The following is an 18,152-nucleotide window of genomic DNA, read 5'->3' on the forward strand; positions in this document are numbered from 1 at the left end:
ATAGTGATTTATTTCTTAATGAATAAGTTTAATATTAATAAGAAGAATAAGCTTGCGATTTTCGCAAGCTTATTTCCTACCTTTCAATTCAGCTGCAATAAGTTTCCCATGAAAACGTCCATTTTCGATAAATATTTCATTAGCATTGTTACCAGCTGCGATAACTCCAGCTATAAATGCACCTTCTACATTTGTCTCCATCGTTTCTGAATCAAACTGAGGTCGACCTGTTTCTTCGTCAATACTAATATCCATCTTTCTTAAGAAATTATGATCTGGTATATAACCAGTCATTGCAAAAACAAATTCAGCTTTCACACGCTTTACTTCTCCATCTACAGTAAAAATAACCTCATCATTTGTAATTTCATTTATTTCTGCACGGAATTGCATATTGACTTGTTCGTTTCTTACAAGCGCATCAAACTCAGGTAAAATCCAAGGCTTCACACTTTTTGAATATTCACTACCTCTATACAAATTTGTAACTCTTGCCCCCGCTTTGTGTAGTTCAATCGATGCATCCACAGCTGAATTTTTCCCACCAATGACGACAACATCTTTATCAAAATATGGGTGAGATTCTTTGAAATAGTGAAACACATGTGGTAATTCTTCTCCAGAAATGTTCATCATATTCGGATGATCATAATAACCTGTTGCGATTACTACATATTTTGAGTGATAGATCGTTTCTTCATTCTTTTGATTTGTTGTGAATGACAAGAATGTTCCGTCTGACTGCTTTTCTATCTTATCAACTTTTTCAAACGCATTAACACGCACCTTTTTACGTTTTACAACTTCACGATAATAGTTAAGTGCTTGATAGCGAGAGGGTTTGTGTTGCTCATTTACAAATGGTACATCTCCAATTTCAAGTTTCTCTGCTGAACTAAAGAAAGTCTGATGTGTTGGGTAGTTATAGACTGCATTTACAATGTTGCCTTTTTCAATCACAAGTGGATTGAATCCTTCTCTCTCCAATTCTATCGCTGCTGATAACCCACACGGACCTCCGCCAATGATAATAATATCTTCTTGAATCATAATTTGTTCCTCCTAAAATCAATACATATAACCATTCTACTCTTTTTTCAATACATTTCGAAATATGTTCGTTAACAATTCGTTACAAGAAAGCTACTCTACAAATAGACTATTTGTTTTGGATCAAGTGCAAAAAATCTCCTAACATAAAATGATAGGAGATCTTGTATAAAAGTGCAATGATTTATAAGTGATAAGATGTTCGTTCTAAACTTCTATATAATAATCATAACTATTTTAGTAATGATTAACTCAAATAAATTAGAATGAAAATATAAAGGAAATATAAGTTTGATCCGAAATAATTATACCCAACCACGGAAACGAGATGCTTCAGCCATCTTACGTACACCGATCATATACGCAGCAAGACGCATATCTACATTTCGTGTATGAGCCGTTTCATAGACATTTTCAAATGCCTTAACAATCACTTTTTCTAATTTTTCTTCTACTTCTTCTTCTGTCCAGTAATAACCTTGGTTATTTTGAACCCATTCAAAATAAGAAACAGTTACACCACCAGCACTTGCAAGTACGTCTGGTACTAACAAGATGCCACGTTCTGTAAGAATGCGTGTTGCTTCTAATGTAGTTGGGCCATTTGCTGCTTCAACAATTACTTCTGCTTTAATATTATGTGCATTCTCTTCAGTAATTTGATTTTCAATCGCAGCTGGTACGAGAATATCACAATCCAATTCAAGCAGTTCCTGGTTCGTAATTGTATTTTTGAATAGGTTTGTTACAGTACCAAAGCTATCTCGGCGGTCTAATAAATAATCAATATCTAAACCTTCAGGATCGTGTAAACCACCATTAGCATCAGAAATACCGATAACTTTAGCACCAGCATCATGCATGAATTTCGCTAAGAAGCTTCCTGCATTACCAAAACCTTGTACAACAACTCTAGCACCTTTAAGAGCGATTCCTCTCTTCTTCAATGCTTGGTGAATACAAATTGTAACTCCTTTAGCTGTTGCTGATTCACGACCATGTGAACCTCCAAGAACAAGTGGTTTACCTGTAATAAATCCAGGGTTATTAAATTCGTCAATACGACTATATTCATCCATCATCCAAGCCATGATTTGTGAATTTGTAAATACATCTGGAGCTGGGATATCTTTTGTTGGACCAACAATTTGACTAATTGCACGTACATATCCACGACTTAATCTTTCTAGTTCACGGAATGACATATCACGCGGGTCACACACGATACCACCTTTACCACCACCATAAGGTAAATCAACGATACCAGCTTTCAAGCTCATCCAAATCGAAAGAGCTTTAACCTCTTTCTCTGTTACCTTCGGATGGAAGCGAACTCCCCCTTTAGTTGGGCCAACAGCATCATTATGCTGAGCACGGTAACCTGTGAAAATCTTGACAGAACCATCATCCATTCGAACAGGAATTCTGACTGTCATTAGCCGAAGCGGTTCTTTCAACAGCTCAAATACCTCTTCTGGATACCCAAGCTTATCGAGCGCTTTGTTCACAACCGTTTGAGTAGATTTTAATACATCTAGGCTATCTTCAGTGTTACGTTGGTTTCCGTTACTTTTATCGGCTACCATTCTGTTACCTCCCACATTTTCGCTTAAAATATAGCATTATTCCCTTTGTTCACCCTTGTCTTCAAGCTATAGTATACACACTCAAAATCTTAATGCAAAGAATATGAATACAACATTTACATGAATTAAAAAAGTGCTTTGAAAACGATTACATATGCATATTAACATAAGCTTGATTTAGATGGAATACTTTTTTTTATCGCTTTTTCAAAGACAAATTTACAAGTTCTTCAATCATTTCTTCATATTTTATTCCAATATACTTTGCTGCATCCGGGAATAAACTAGTAGGTGTCATTCCAGGCAAAGTATTTACTTCTAATATAACTGGCTTTTCACCATTATCTGGAATAATAAAGTCAGCGCGCGAATACACTTCACATCCTAGTACTTGATGAGCAAGTACAGCATTATTCAACAATAATTGTGTAACTTCGTCATTAATGCGTGCAGGAATAATATGTTCACTACCACCTGGTGCATATTTTGATTCATAATCGTAGTATTTATTTTTTGGAACAATTTCAATGATTGGCATTGCCTGTTCCTTACCTCGTTCACCAATTACTGCAATTGTTACTTCAGTACCTTTAACATATTGTTCTATCATAATCTCTTCATCATGTTCAAATGCAAACTCAAGCCCTTTTAAAACTTCCTCTTCATCATGTGCAATCGTAAGACCGATTGTAGAACCTTCGCGGTTTGGTTTAATTACAATTGGAAGAGAAAACGGTAAATTAAAATCTTCTTTTGAAAACGTTGACTTTTGTAATATAACGTCCTGAGCAGTTCTTATGCCTACATTTGCAAACATTACTTTTGATTTTGCTTTATCCATGGCTAATGCAGATGCAAGAACTCCTGAGCCCACATAAGGAATACCTGCAAGATCCAGTAACGATTGGATACTACCATCTTCTCCTAGTCGTCCATGAAGCCCAATAAAAACAATATCAACATCGAGAGTTAAAATGTCATTTATCATGTTTGGATGAAAGTCGATTCCGATTACTTCATGCCCCTTTTGTTTCAATGCTTCCATAATTCCCCTACCACTTGAAAGTGAAACCTCTCGCTCAGCTGATGTTCCACCGTATAACACTGCAACTTTCATAGCTTTCACACTCCTTGGGCTTTTAAAAATATTGTATTCACTCTTTAATGTTGTGTGCATTTGTATATGTATTACAGTTGTTGCCTCATAACCTTCTATAACTTCACACTAGTTAAAAAAATGCATAGTTTTTTCTTCGCATTTGATAAGAATACCACGTTCTTTTAAACGTGAAAATGGGTAAATTACATCTTTTAATGTCAACTCTTTAAACAATGAACAGAATTAAACATTCCTCAATAGATACTAAATTTTCTAAACAACTTGTTAGGAACGTTTTAAGATTTACATTTTTATTCATTCCTTTTCTTTACCCATCGTAATTGCTCCTTATGTAATATAATCATTTTGGCCCCATAACGGGAAGAATACTTCTTTATATATATATTTATAAAATATAAAAAGCGCCCGTCTACTTTATATATTGAGCAGATAGCGCTTGTAGCTAGATTTTTTTAATTGTTATACTTACTTATCTTGCAAAATACTCAGTAAGCTGAGCTACTGCATTTTTATCCATTAAGAGCTTTCCATATTCATGAATACGATGAATCGTAAAAGTAGAAGAATTACCGTATTCAGCTAAAAAGGCAACTAACGTATCTGTTGAGATATTGGGCAATCCCCATTCATCGAGCAATAAGTAAAACCTCTCATTATATGCATATAATGATCCATTATGAACACCTAATTTATTCAACCGAATGGCAACTTGAATCACATCTTCAAAAGTATCAAATTCATAAAAAATATCATCACTTTTATCCAACGTCACTTGCATTTCAATATAATCATCTGAGAACTCATCTTCCTCATCGTAATCGATATTTCCCTTAGTTACGATTACAACCATCCCTTGTGCTTGTAACGAAAAAACTTCTACGGCAACTGGACCTTCCGCACGAAAACCAAGTTCATTACTAGCTTCGTTCATCATATCCCGAAATAATTGGTGCACCTTAGGGATATCATGCCATAGATCCTCCTGTGTCAAACCCCTTTCAGAGAGATCATCGAATGTAAGGAAAATTTTAATCTTATTATAGTTTAATCGTTCTAGGCGCATCATGCGACCCTCCTTACCATCAACTACCACACATACTCTTATAACATGATATGATAAAATAAAAAGATGGTTCTATTTTTAGTATAAATTAGTTTACTTTTCTCATAAAAAAAAGACAAGTATTTCCCCTTGAATTCTACAGCGACTAAATTATCATTCAATAAGCTACATCATCTATATAATAACTTTCATTTGCTCTTCAGTATTCAGTGACACAATACCAATGCATAATTCAATCCAGCTCTACAATTGCTTTTGATAAAGTTGTAACCAATTTTGCCACTCATATTTTGTTTTTCCAAGTATTAAATGCCTATGCTCATTCTTTTCTTGTAACAGATATTCAACAGCTTGTCCACGAATACCTACCGAAAGATCACGATATTTCTCATTAAGATTTTGTGCAAGCTTTAGAGTTTGAGAAACATTTTTTTGTAACGTACATGACAGAAACACAAAACTCGGGCATGTTTTTTCTAAAATAATAGAAATATTATCAGTCGGAATACTCGAACCTACATAAACAACATCATATCCACTTCTTTTTAGAAATAATGTAAAGCTTAATAATTCTGATTCATCTATCTCTTCTGGTCCACATACAGATATTACCTTCGGGAATATTGAGTTAACAGGTAACGTATACAATGCAGCACTAATTTGAGAACGAATGAATGTAGATGCAAATTGCTCCTGTTCAGATAACAGTATATTATTTTCACACTGAGAACGAACGTTTAGCAATCCCCTTCCTAACACATCAACTAACACTTGATCGAGTGAATACAAACTGTATGCATGATGTAATATTTCTCTCGCGTTCCGTTCATTAAAATGGGTGAGTGTTTGTAACAGTTGATCTGAAATTATTTCGAGACGATTTAGATCACTTCTCTCTTCAAAGTAATCGTCATTATTCAGTTCGAATTCATCAAGCAATTTAATAGCCTGACTTATAGAAATACCTTGATTTACCTTGTTTACTAACCATTTGAGCATCTTAACATGATCCTCAGTATACAATCGATATCCAGCTTCATTTCGTTTTGGTGAAATAATCTGATAACGACGCTCCCAAGCACGTAAAGTTCCTGGCTGAACACCGATCAATTTCGATACCGCTTTAATATTGTACTTGCCTTGAATTTCAGCCATCTGTCCCTCCATTACGTTACATGATAAAACTCGAAACATTTTTTTATTATTTCGATTACTACTTATCAATTAGAAAATTTATTTATAATAGAAGTTATTTTCTCTTATAGTTCAACTAATTTTACAATAACTAAATCAAATTCAATTATTTAATTGTATGAATTCCAACGTATATCTTACTAGGACTATGAGGAAGTAATTGTTATTAAATGAACCTGTGCAGGTGCACCTAACCTTAAAGGAAGTGCCGATGTTCCATATCCATTGCTTACAAATAAAACAGTCTCATTAAGTTCTTTAATACCACCCTTTTCATAAAGACCAAATGGACCGATTCGAATTTGACCACCGTGCGTATGTCCAGCTACAGTTAAGCGAATGTTATCCTCTATATGAATCTTATCTACAATTGATGGATCATGACTCATTAAAATTTTAAACCCTTCTTCGCTATCCTTTAGTGCTAATGGTAAATTATCACGTTTATTGGTTGGACAATCGACACCTAATAAAATTAATTTTTCTCCTATTTTAGATTCAAAGGTCACAGCTGTATTATCCAAAATTATTACACCCTCATCTAACAACAAGGCATCTAATTGATGATAATCAACTTCATAATCATTATTACCCCATACAAAGTATACTGGTCCAATCCGCTTCAATTGTTGGATGTTTTTTCTGACTCGATCAAATGGCACACCTCTTTCCATTAAGTCTCCACCTAACAATACAAGGTCAGCCTTCCCTTTAACAAATTCGATCATTTCATCTGGAATGCTCCGTTTATGAATATCAGAAATAAAAAAAAGCTTGATCTCATCAAAGCCTTCTGGGAAATCTTCATATGTTAATGTAGAAGTTTCTAATTTCCATTTATCAGCTTGTTTCCACATATAATACACAATGCCGAAACTAATATTAAATACTAAAAATACATAAAGCATCGTAAAACCCTCCTGGTTCAACCTCTTCTCCTCACCCGTTCACGATTCAAATCTAACGAAATCATACCATATAATATAGAAAAAATTAATAGTGCAAGTACTTGCATACGATAGATTGCAAATAAAAAAATAAAACTACAACTCAAAACAGAAACATTGACCAACAATTCTCTCCAGCGTTTTGTATCATCAGAAAATAACATACTACTCATAATTCTCCTAACAAAGACAGATAAACATAGGAACGATAACGTAAAACATGTCATACCTGTTAAAAATGTTGTCGGTTCAAATATAAAATCTGTCCAGTTAGTAATAGTCATCCCCTTAAATATTCTAAAAGACAACCATCCACAACCTGTTCCAAAGATCAAGAAAAATGTCCTATTCATTACTCACCCTCCTTACGTATAACTTTATGAATAATTCACATTAACAATGAACATAAATAAAAAGACATGTTGGACAATCAACACATCATACATTTAAATAGAATAGCCAAAGCTACGCACAAGGAGGATGCACGTATGTATACGATGCGAAAGTATTATTATCCTTTCATTAGTCAGTTCGACCCTTGTCGACCAATTCGTGAGAAATCATACGAAACGCCACCAAACTTATATGTAGGCTTTCAACCATATGGACTTCCTCAATATCCACTAAGAGAAGCATTGTATGCAGGAACGTTATGGCCAATTTTTTACAATCCTTATAAGAGCCCATATAAGCATAGAGAGGAGCAAGATGAGCAATGAAAAAACAATTGCCTGATACCTACTATATTCTTATGGAGAAATTGCAGGCTGTTGACTTTGCACTGATTGATCTTACTTTATACTTAGATACTCACCCAAAAGATGCTGAAGCTGTTCAACAATTCAACGACCTTGCCCAGCAAAGCATGCATATAAGACAAGAATTTGAACAACAATTTGGCCCATTACAACAATATGGAAATAGCTACGTAAGCTTCCCATTCAGTTGGAAAAAAGCCCCTTGGCCATGGCAAGTATAATCCCGCACATAACGAAGGAGGTACGCTTAAAAAATGTGGTATTACGATAAAAAGCTTCAATACCCTGTCCGAGTTAGCCAATGTAATCCTACCCTAGCAAAGTACTTAATGGAACTATATGCTGGTGCTGACGGGGAATTATCTGCTGCACTTCGTTATTTAAATCAACGATACGCGATACCCGATAAAGTAGTTGGATTGTTAACAGATATCGGTACAGAAGAATTTGCTCATTTAGAAATGCTTGCAACGATGATCTATAAATTAACGAAGGACGCTACACCAGATCAACTGGAGGCAGCAGGACTTGCAGATGGTTATGCGGGGCATGGCAAAGGAATCACCTATACCAATGCAGCCGGTCAAGCTTGGACTGCAAGCTATATCGCATCCAAAGGAGATCCTATCGCCGACTTATATGAAGATATTGCTGCAGAAGAGAAGGCACGTGCATCATACCAATGGGTCATTAACTTATCAGATGATCCAGATCTAAATGATGGTTTACGATTCTTACGAGAGAGAGAAATCATCCATTCACAACGATTCCGTGAAGCAGTCGAAATTTTGAAGGAAGAACGGGATAGAAAGAAAGTATTCTAAGAGAAAACAAAAATGTGTAAAACAATCGATCTTGGAACACTTACTTCATACAATTAACCTTCAGTGGAAAACAAATACTATGACCATTGTTGGTTAATTGTATTTTATTAAAATGCCCTGTTAAATTGAAGATAAAGTTACTTTCTGTACTTACCTCTAAATAATCTTACTTCATAAACCCCTGATATCTTGGCTTAAATTAGAATTCAAAACTTTTGTAACACAAACTTTTTCATCTAAATCAAAATCCCCATTAATCGTGTTCCAACTATCCATCACCCCTCATTGAAACAATAACTTCACCTGTACTTCTATTTTCATAGACCCAACCGTAAAAACCAGATAGTTTCTTTTTTTCTATATTAATTGAATCCATTCAGGAAAACCATATACATATTGCCCCATATCTCCTAATTGTTCAGTGAAGTTTTCATATTCCATCCAACTTTTTTTATACGCAATTAAGTAAACGCTTTCGTATCAAAGATCGGATGGTACACTTCGTTCGCTGTCCTCAAGAAGTGAGCATAATAGATGAAATAAAGTAAAACTAACCATCAGTGGGGGTTTCCTTCATAGCCCATTGATGGTTAGTTAAACGAAACAAGTCGTTATTTAAAACACTCATATTTTTTTAAAAAAAGCGCCTTTAGCAAAATCATTATTAAGCTTGTGCAACTGGCAATTGAATCTCAACAGTAGTTCCTTCTCCTAATTCACTTTGAAATTCAACTTTACCTTTATGGTCTTTGATAATCTTAAAGCATACCATTAAACCTAAACCTGTCCCCTTCTCTTTCGTCGTATAGAATGGTTCTCCGATCTTTTTGATTCTTTCTTTGGATATACCTTTGCCTAGATCAATTATGCTTATATGTATACGTGTATCTTTACGTTCAAGAATCACGTGGACCTTTCCATCCTTAGGTTTTGCTTCAATTGAGTTTTTAATGAGATTAATAAAAACTTGTTTCAGTTGATTTGTGTTCCCACTACAGATGAAATCGTCTTCAGTTTTTACAATATTAATTTGTATATTGTTTAAGATTGCATTCGTATCTAATAAAGACTTAACATCTTGTAAGATCCGATCTACATCTACATTTGTATATGGAACGTCCATTGGCTTTGAAATCGTGAGTAGCTCACCTGCCACTGAATTAATCCGTTCAATCTCATTAGACATCAAATCTAAGTAACCTTTGTATTTTTCAGGTTCTGCACACTTCATAATTTGAGTGAAACCTTTAAGCGTTGTTAAAGGATTACGTATTTCATGTGCTACGCCAGCAGCTAATTCTCCAACAACATTTAACTTTTCAGATTGAATAAGTATTTTCTCATTCTCTTTTCTTTGAGTAATATCATTGACTACACATAAAATATGACGAGTAGACTTCTTAGTAATAGGTACTTTTGTAATCTCAACAATTTTTGTTTCATTATTACAGTTAATCATTACATCTTCTTCAAGAATGATTTCTTTTCCCTGTTCAATCACAAACTGATCTTGCTCCTGATGCCTTTTCAAATCGTTGTCTGGAATATCCAAGCTATCTTCAGTTAGACCATATACTTCGTCCATTGTTACATTATAAAAATTCAAAAAAGCTTTGTTGGCTAAAACAACCTGCCCTTTATCATTTTTCACATAAATAAAGCTGGGGTTATGATCAATGACTTTTTTCAAAAAGGTTTGCTGTTCCTCTAATTTAGTATTCATGACTCCAATCATTTTCGTATGCATTTGAAAGTATATCGTCGAAATTAAGATTGTTATCAGTATGGAGTTCATACTTGATACATATAATGGAACTTTATCAGTAATGCTTATTAATCCAATAATACATAGCAGTAAAAATGATAACGGTAAACCTATTGAAAGAGGATAACCTTCTATACTTCTTGCTACAATTGACAAATAAGTTAGTAGCAACACATTCAATACGATCAAAATTAGATTAATCGTAAATAAACTTCCCCACTCTCCATACATTGGATAGTAATGTGGTATTGATAATCCTCTAACCACTTCCAAACCTAGTAGACCTTTGTTCGTCCACCCTACAATATATAAAAATAAACTGTAACAAAAGAACAAGCCTAGTACATATTTGTTGTAAATATATTTCAAAAGATCATGTTGCTCATTCCTCACTTTATTATAGACAAATTGACTAATAATAAAGATTGCAGGACCTAAAAAAATAGAGCCCGCTCTAAATAATCGAAAAAGAGATTCTATTATTTTTTCGTTAAGGAACTGACCAGCATATAATACTGAAATATCTAATTGCCACATTGAAATTAAAATCATTAATAAACACAATTTCTTAGATAGTTCACCTTTATCATTAACTGCGATCGTTAATCCCAACACTACTGGAATAAGAGCGACTGAGCCTAACAGAATGAAATTCATCTTTCCATTGCTCCTCCTACACTTTGGATAATAATAGACTCGTATTGTTACCACCATAACCATGATTTGTAATTAGAGTACTATCTACTGGTACATACTTCGTCTCTTTTACTAAAGGTAATTTCTCGTATTTTTCCTGAGACGAATGTGTAGTAGGTGGTATAAAACTATGCTTCATAGAAATTAGACTTGCAATACATTGAAGGATACCCGAAGCACCAAAAGCATGCCCTATCATCCCTTTAATCGACGTTATTGGAACTTGTCCATCAAACAAAGTGGTATGAACAAATTCTTCAATATTATCATTCTCTAGTATTCCCAATGCTTGACTGTTAACATATGTCGGCGTGTGTTCTCGCACTGTATTTTTAACAGCTGTTAACATATTTTCTCCACTAGTATCAGAATGAAATATTGACATTCCATCTTGATTAGCATGTATTCCATCTATGTAACCTAAGATTTCTTTGTTATCGTCCATCACTTCCGATTCTCGTTCTAAAATGATAGCCCCTGCTCCTTCTGACATTATAAAACCGCTGCCTGGTTGAAAAGGACCTCCTATTTTTTCAAGATCTTCTTCTAGACTTAGTATCTTTAGCTTAGAATATCCATAAAAAGCTGTCTTACAAATTGTTGAGTCTACTCCTCCAACGATACATATGTCAGCTTGGTTAGATTCAATTAATAACTTGCCGATATTAACAGCATCCAAACTTGATGTACAACTATTTGAAACTGTAAATGATAATCCATTTAATCCTAAAAAGGATGTAATACCAGACGCAATACTACTAGCATTCATCTTTCCAACCGCAGTTGGTGGAAATTTTCTATATTGATCTTTTGCAACTAAACTTACATATTCTTCAATTTCGTTAAAATTTCCGCTTGATGAACCAAATACGACTGCAATTCGTTTCTTATTTTTTAATTGGTCAATTTCGGACATTTTGTAGGCGTCAAATGCTGCAGCGATAGCCATTCTTGTCGCACGTGGATATTTCTTTAACTTAACACCATTTACTTCATCAAACTGATCATCAACGATCCCACACAATACTTTTTCCTCATTTAACCCATCTGTTAAAGAAAACACAGACAATCCTTTTTCTAACACACTCTTGAACTCTGTTTCATTACTAATCTTAGGTGCTCTAACACCAAAACCTGTAATACATACTCTTTCCACTACAAACACACTCCTCAACTATTTCTCACAAGTATAATTCTTCCATATCAAAAAGTATGTCGAAACTTGTACTCTATTCAAATAAAATGTTGACAATTGTGTGAGATTGTAACAATTAGAGGAAATTTATACACTATTTCATTTTATAATCAAGTTAGGAAATGAAAGCGTACTAATTTGAAAAAGGAAAATTGATTTATTTAAAGGTTCATGGTTTAGTCACATATACAACATGTTTATATAAAAAAATGTATTACAATTAGAGTAGCCTAAGTTTGTGACTTTTTTCACAATAATTCTAATAGCAGAAGGTGATTCTATGATTAAAAAACAAGAAAAATGGTTATTTATCGTTTCAGTTAGTGTCGGCATCATTATGCTATTGTCATTTATCAGTCGGATATTCAGATGATGAAGAAGAGGAGGTTTTCCAATGTTTGAATATGATGCAGCAACATACAGTCGGTTACTTACATCACTTACGCTTGCCTTTCACATTATTTTCGCAACGATTGGTGTCGGAGTACCACTGATGATTGCACTGGCGCATTGGATAGGATTGAAGAAAAATGATGAACATTATCTTTTGCTTGCCAGAAGATGGATGCGTGGTTTTGTTATTACTGTTGCCGTCGGTGTAGTTACAGGAACAGCAATAGGTTTACAATTAAGCTTATTATGGCCAAAATTCATGGAAATAGCTGGTCAAGTAATTGGTCTTCCCCTATTCATGGAAACATTTGCGTTTTTTATAGAAGCAATCTTTCTAGGAATCTACATTTATACGTGGGATAGATTTAAAAATCCATTTAAACATTTCTTACTGATCATTCCTGTGGTAATTGGAGCTTCAATGTCAGCATTTTTCATTACAACAGTGAATGCATTTATGAATACACCTCAAGGTTTTGTTCTAGAAAATGGAGTTATCACCGACATTCAACCGCTAGTTGCGATGTTTAATCCTGCAACTCCAACGAAAGTAGCACATGTCTTATCATCAGCTTACATGACATCTGCGTTTGTATTAGCGGCAATTGCTGCATACAAAATTTTAAGAGGAAACAAGCATGTTTATTATAAAAAGGCTCTCCACTTAACAATGGTAGCTGCTTTCGTATTTTCATGTGCGACTGCTATTATTGGTGACTTTTCAGGAAAATTCCTTGCAGAATATCAACCTGAAAAACTTGCAGCAGCAGAGTGGCACTTTGAAACTAAGGGAAATGCTCCACTAATTTTATACGGAACTTTAAATGAAGATATGGAAGTTGAAAATGGAATTGAAATTCCGTACGCATTAAGTATCCTTGCTCACGGAGTTCCATCAGGTGAAGTAAAAGGATTACTCGAATTTCCAGAGGACGAACGTCCACCATTATATATTCACTATTTGTTTGATCTGATGGTAACGATTGGTATGGCATTAACGGCACTTTCTTTCATTTACTTAATGCTCAAACGTTTTGCAACACGATTTGCATATCATAAGGCATTAATGGGATTCACTGTCTTATCTGCTCCACTTGCCATCTTAGCAATTGAATTCGGGTGGATTTTTGCCGAAGTTGGAAGACAGCCGTGGATTTTACGTGGCTACATGAAAACAGTAGAAGGAGCAACAACATCTGAACATGTTGGCTTAATGTTAGTTGTGTTCATCATTGTTTATATTTTACTCGCAATTGGATCAATTATCGTTCTTAGAAAGTTATTCAAAGAAAATCCGGTTGAAAAAGAATTACTTGAATCATAGGAGGTGACGATCATGACCTTAGAGCTTCTCGGTATTACTGTGCTTGGGATTTTCTTGTTTGGCTACGTAATCATTGGCTCAATCGATTTTGGAGCTGGGTTTTATAGTACTTACAGTGATTGGGCAGGGAAAAAGCATATGATTCACCGTGTTATACAACGTTATCTTTCACCTGTGTGGGAAGTTACGAACGTATTTCTCGTTTTCTTCTTCGTAGGAATAGTAGGCTTCTTTCCGAAAACAGCCTACTATTATGGCACAGCATTGTTAATCCCCGGAAGTGTTTCGATTATTTTATTAGCTATACGTGGTTCTTACTATGCATTTTCAAATTACGGAGCACCTGATCGAAAGCTTTACTCTGTTCTATATGGGATTACAGGAGTGCTCATTCCTGCATCACTCACAACAGTACTAACCATCTCAGAAGGTGGATTTATTACCGTTGAAGGAGATAAAGTAACACTACAATTAGGCGAATTATTGACAAACCCTTATTCTTGGAGTGTCGTCATGCTTGCTTTCGTTAGTGTTTTGTTCATCTCTGCTAGCTTTCTCACTTATTATGCGAACAAAGCAAACGATTTGAAGGCACAAACTCTATTAAGGAAATATGCATTATTGTGGAGCGCACCTTCAATTCTGTCAGCTTTAGTTGTCATGTACATGTTACGCTTTCAAAATCCAATACACTTCGAGCGAATGATTGAAATAGGATGGCTGTTCGTACTATCGTTCATTTGCTTCATCGTAGCAGTATATTTCATTTATAAAGGAATTCATTTCGGTTGGGCGTTTCTTGCAGTTGTCATGCAGTATGCTTTTGCGTTCTTCGCCTATGGATTCTCTCATTATCCATACTTACTATATCCATATTTAACGATCTATGATGGGTTCACAAATGAAACGATGGCAAAAGCACTTGTCGTAGTTTTCATTTTAGGATTGTGTGTACTCATTCCGTCCCTTTACCTATTAATGAAGTTATTTTTATTCAATCACGATTACGTCAAAGGCCAAAAATAAGGAGGAATTTATTATGCAACATTTTCTAATTATGTATGCACCATTGTTAGTTGTCGGATTATCAATCGCAGGGTTATTTATTTGGGGAATGAAAGGTCGATTCCTAGAAAACATTGAATAACAATTCAGAAGCCGCTTTGCTCATTGTCAAAGTGGCTTCTGTTTCTTTATAATAGATTATTTAAATATCTGAACTACATTACCTTTCCCATTCTCTACTTCGATTTTCGCATAGGAACCATTAACTAAAGTTAATTGTGGTGGAACATGACCACAATCAATATCATAAATAATTGGTATGTTTAGTTCTTCAAATAAATCGATGTATACATCCTCAATCGTGTATCCCTCAACCACTTCATTCGCCGTGCTTCTTCCAAACATAATAGCTGAACAATTCTCAAACCAACGAGCAAGTTTCATTTGAACAAGTGTTCTTCGTAAATCTGTAGTGGTTAATTCACAATTTTCAAAATACCATACGATTGGCTCATCATCAATATAATCTCGTTGAAATTGTTCAACATTACCAAATGGGGTACCAATTAGATGTCTTACAACATCTACACAACCACCTAGCAACCTTCCCTGAACACTTACATTATTATTCGGAAGTGCTTTCCAATCCGTATCTTCTGTTAAGTGGAATACACACGGAGTAGGATTATCAAATTGCCACTCTTTTTGGTATTTTTCTGATGAATACTGCTTAACTGATGAACCCTGTTTTGTTGTTAATACTGACTGCCACTTTTCAGTCGTAACATCCGAATATTCCCCTCTTAAGTCTACTATATTCGTTCCATGTGCAGTTGCAATACCAGTCTTTAATGTAATCGCCAATAACAAAACACTGACATCCGAGTAACCTAATATCCATTTAGGTTTAAATTGTTCGAAGTTTATGTATTCTAGTATTTCAATTAATAGTTCTCCTCCCCACGGTGGTATTATAAGGTCGATTCTGTCATCATTCATAAATTGATTAAGTTCTTCGGCTCTTTTCTTGGCAGAATCAGATTTCGCTTTATGTTGTGTCCATACTGTTTTTCCACACTCAACATTGAAGCCTTTCCTTTCCATACTATTTATCGCTTGTTTGAACATATCATGTAATTCTGTCGGCACACCCGATGAAGGCGCTGTTACACCAACCGTATCACCTTTATTTAAATGTGGATATGTAATCATATTTGTACCTCCAGTTGTTAGTAAAATTATTAATATCTTACCATTAATGAAGTAAAAATTGCTTTAACATATGCAAAAAAGCGAGAAAGCCAACTGTCATTCGTTAGCCCTCTCGCTTTTATGATATAGTAACATTTCCATCAGTCAGATTTCTATTTCTACATCAATAACTATTCAGGTATTGATGTAAAAGTCTTGGAGTCAGTTGATTTGTGATAGACCTATACTTAAACCAACTGCAACTACTAGTATACTGATGACTTTTAATAAAACTGGAATTATATCTTCACCTTGTGCATTAATGCGTTCTTCTTCTTCGTTAACGTGCTCACGTAGGTTTCGATTACAGCAAGCCACCTTTATGCAGCCTCATCCATATCATCATCAAGTGGGAATGGCTGTTTCATCTGTCTAAATGCAGAACGATAGAATAAACCAACAACAATTACCGTAATAATAGCTGCAACAACATATGCAACATTTAACGGAAGATTAAATCCAATTTTCGCATATAAAATATACGTAAACGTTGCCATTGTCATAAATGTTGCTGGAACCATCGCAATAAAATAATTTTTCTTCGAAAGAATAAGATACATAGCTCCAATCCATAATGCAATCATCGCAGTTGATTGGTTTGCCCATGAGAAGTATCTCCACAAAATCGTAAAGTCGATCTTAGTAAGTGCAAATGATAGTGCAAATAAAGGTAGTGCAATCCAGAGTCGTGTAGTCGCTTTACGTTGTGAAATTTTGAAATAATCAGCAATAATCATACGCAAGCTTCGAAATGACGTATCGCCAGATGTAATTGGTAAGATTATGACACCGATTACGGCAAGTGTGCCACCAATTGCTCCGAGCATCGTTGTTGCAACTTCACTTACAACCGCTGCAGGTCCACCAGCAGCTATTAAACTATTCAAGTCCGTTCCAGAGAACATGCTCATCGCTGCAGCTGCCCAGATCATTGCAATAATCCCTTCAGTGATCATCATCCCGTAGAATATTTTACGTCCTTGTGATTCCTTTTGCGTCGTTCGAGAAATAATTGGTGATTGTGTTGCATGGAAGCCTGAAAGCGCTCCACATGAAATCGTTAAAAATAGTAATGGAAAGATTGGAGCTTTGTCAGGGTGCATATTTTGAAAAGATAATTCAGGGATCGGTGCGCCTGTGAAAACTAACCCTGCTCCAATTCCAACGGCACTAAACAGTAATAATGCTCCAAAAAATGGATAAATACGTCCGATAATCTTATCGATCGGTAAAATGGTTGCAATAATATAATAAACAAAGATCGCACCTACGATGACTCCAAGACCGAGCCAATTTGATGTTAGATTATGAAGGAGTGAAGCGGGTGCTGATACGAACACAGTTCCGACTAATAATAACAACAATATAGAGAAACCATTCATGACATGTTTCATCGTTTTTCCAAGAAACTTACCCGCAAGCTCTGGAATATGTGCTCCTCTATTTCGGAGAGAAATCATACCTGTTAGATAATCATGAACAGCACCAGCGAATATTGCGCCAAGTACGATCCACAAAAAAGCAACTGGCCCGTATAGAGCACCGAGTATCGGGCCAAATATCGGACCTACTCCAGCAATATTTAAGAGCTGGATTAATGCATTACGTTTAGTATTCATCGGTAAATAATCGACGTTATCTTTCATTCGATATGCAGGTGTTTCACGCTCTTCCTTAACACCAAAAGTACGTTCAACAAATTTACCATAAGTAAAATAACCAGTAATTAATAGAGCAATAGAAATTAAAAATGTAACCACATTATTCAATCCCCTTCCAACATTAATCTCATTTTCAATCATAATTACAAATATTTATGAGTTTATTATAGTAGAAAGGGATTTATTCATAGTTACATTGCGTATAACATGTATTTATAATGGTATAAGATGTATTTATTTCCTTCCAACACGTAAAACAGCGGAAAGCAAGAACTAAGTTACTTAGTATTAAAGGAAATCTCTTGTTGTTTAGACATAGC

18 protein-coding genes are annotated in these 18,152 nt (G+C 34.9%); 6 read left to right on the top strand and 12 right to left on the bottom strand.

Annotation, left to right across the window (positions count from 1 at the left end; translation table 11 throughout):
* Positions 1-69: 69 nt before the first annotated feature.
* The 7 genes from BFG57_RS05015 to BFG57_RS05045 form a co-directional block, all read right to left on the bottom strand.
* Positions 70-1,050 (bottom strand): YpdA family putative bacillithiol disulfide reductase, encoded by a 981-nt coding sequence (locus BFG57_RS05015; protein WP_069716384.1) that lies wholly within the window; start codon positions 1,048-1,050, stop codon positions 70-72.
* A gap of 305 nt (positions 1,051-1,355) precedes the next feature.
* Positions 1,356-2,636 carry a Glu/Leu/Phe/Val family dehydrogenase gene (locus BFG57_RS05020; RefSeq protein WP_069716385.1) on the bottom strand — a complete coding sequence of 427 codons (1,281 nt, stop codon included), beginning with the start codon at positions 2,634-2,636 and terminating at the stop codon, positions 1,356-1,358.
* A 196-nt stretch (positions 2,637-2,832) separates the two neighbouring features.
* Positions 2,833-3,753, bottom strand: coding sequence for a D-alanine--D-alanine ligase (locus BFG57_RS05025; protein ID WP_069716386.1), 921 nt, complete (start codon positions 3,751-3,753; stop codon positions 2,833-2,835).
* A 472-nt stretch (positions 3,754-4,225) separates the two neighbouring features.
* Entirely contained in the window at positions 4,226-4,819 is a 594-nt protein-coding gene (locus tag BFG57_RS05030; protein WP_069716387.1) for a genetic competence negative regulator, read from the bottom strand.
* 243 nt (positions 4,820-5,062) lie between these two features.
* Positions 5,063-5,974, bottom strand: a complete 912-nt coding sequence (locus tag BFG57_RS05035; RefSeq protein ID WP_069716388.1) for a MerR family transcriptional regulator — start codon at positions 5,972-5,974, stop codon at positions 5,063-5,065.
* A gap of 185 nt (positions 5,975-6,159) precedes the next feature.
* Positions 6,160-6,921 (bottom strand): metallophosphoesterase, encoded by a 762-nt coding sequence (locus tag BFG57_RS05040; protein WP_069716389.1) that lies wholly within the window; start codon positions 6,919-6,921, stop codon positions 6,160-6,162.
* 17 nt (positions 6,922-6,938) lie between these two features.
* Positions 6,939-7,313, bottom strand: a complete 375-nt coding sequence (locus tag BFG57_RS05045; RefSeq protein ID WP_069716390.1) for a hypothetical protein — start codon at positions 7,311-7,313, stop codon at positions 6,939-6,941.
* A gap of 135 nt (positions 7,314-7,448) precedes the next feature.
* Between BFG57_RS05045 and BFG57_RS05050 the strand changes: the two genes are divergently transcribed.
* Genes BFG57_RS05050 through BFG57_RS05060 form a run of 3 tightly spaced genes read left to right on the top strand, consistent with a single transcriptional unit; the run spans position 7,449 to position 8,542 of the window.
* Positions 7,449-7,679, top strand: a complete 231-nt coding sequence (locus tag BFG57_RS05050) for a spore coat associated protein CotJA (protein WP_069716391.1) — start codon at positions 7,449-7,451, stop codon at positions 7,677-7,679.
* A 32-nt stretch (positions 7,680-7,711) separates the two neighbouring features.
* Positions 7,712-7,939 (top strand): spore coat protein CotJB, encoded by a 228-nt coding sequence (locus BFG57_RS05055; protein ID WP_281186617.1) that lies wholly within the window; start codon positions 7,712-7,714, stop codon positions 7,937-7,939.
* Between the two features lie 33 nt (positions 7,940-7,972).
* A complete protein-coding gene (locus BFG57_RS05060) occupies positions 7,973-8,542 on the top strand; it encodes a manganese catalase family protein (protein ID WP_069716393.1) in 570 nt (189 codons plus the stop codon).
* 664 nt (positions 8,543-9,206) lie between these two features.
* Here the strand turns inward: BFG57_RS05060 and BFG57_RS05065 are convergent.
* Both BFG57_RS05065 and BFG57_RS05070 read right to left on the bottom strand, forming a co-directional pair.
* Positions 9,207-10,964 carry an ATP-binding protein gene (locus BFG57_RS05065; protein ID WP_069716394.1) on the bottom strand — a complete coding sequence of 586 codons (1,758 nt, stop codon included), beginning with the start codon at positions 10,962-10,964 and terminating at the stop codon, positions 9,207-9,209.
* Positions 10,965-10,980: 16 nt separating this feature from the next.
* On the bottom strand, positions 10,981-12,159 hold the full coding sequence (locus tag BFG57_RS05070) for a beta-ketoacyl synthase N-terminal-like domain-containing protein (protein ID WP_175428271.1): 1,179 nt from the start codon (positions 12,157-12,159) through the stop codon (positions 10,981-10,983).
* Positions 12,160-12,592: 433 nt separating this feature from the next.
* Between BFG57_RS05070 and BFG57_RS05075 the strand changes: the two genes are divergently transcribed.
* Genes BFG57_RS05075 through cydS form a run of 3 tightly spaced genes read left to right on the top strand, consistent with a single transcriptional unit; the run spans position 12,593 to position 15,062 of the window.
* Entirely contained in the window at positions 12,593-13,915 is a 1,323-nt protein-coding gene (locus tag BFG57_RS05075) for a cytochrome ubiquinol oxidase subunit I (protein WP_069716395.1), read from the top strand.
* 12 nt (positions 13,916-13,927) lie between these two features.
* Entirely contained in the window at positions 13,928-14,941 is a 1,014-nt protein-coding gene (locus tag BFG57_RS05080) for a cytochrome d ubiquinol oxidase subunit II (RefSeq protein WP_069716396.1), read from the top strand.
* 13 nt (positions 14,942-14,954) lie between these two features.
* A complete protein-coding gene (gene cydS / locus BFG57_RS19590) occupies positions 14,955-15,062 on the top strand; it encodes a cytochrome bd oxidase small subunit CydS family protein (RefSeq protein WP_425388472.1) in 108 nt (35 codons plus the stop codon).
* 56 nt (positions 15,063-15,118) lie between these two features.
* On the opposite strand, the gene BFG57_RS05085 is transcribed toward cydS, so the two are convergent.
* From BFG57_RS05085 to BFG57_RS05090, 3 genes are all read right to left on the bottom strand, one after another.
* Complete coding sequence (locus tag BFG57_RS05085) at positions 15,119-16,132, bottom strand: S66 family peptidase (protein ID WP_069716397.1); 1,014 nt, start codon at positions 16,130-16,132, stop codon at positions 15,119-15,121.
* 201 nt (positions 16,133-16,333) lie between these two features.
* Positions 16,334-16,489 carry a hypothetical protein gene (locus tag BFG57_RS18820; protein ID WP_175428272.1) on the bottom strand — a complete coding sequence of 52 codons (156 nt, stop codon included), beginning with the start codon at positions 16,487-16,489 and terminating at the stop codon, positions 16,334-16,336.
* A gap of 2 nt (positions 16,490-16,491) precedes the next feature.
* Complete coding sequence (locus BFG57_RS05090; protein ID WP_069716398.1) at positions 16,492-17,931, bottom strand: carbon starvation CstA family protein; 1,440 nt, start codon at positions 17,929-17,931, stop codon at positions 16,492-16,494.
* Positions 17,932-18,152 lie beyond the last annotated feature (221 nt).

The sequence above is a fragment of the Bacillus solimangrovi genome (assembly GCF_001742425.1).
Taxonomy (GTDB): domain Bacteria; phylum Bacillota; class Bacilli; order Bacillales; family Bacillaceae_N; genus Bacillus_AV; species Bacillus_AV solimangrovi.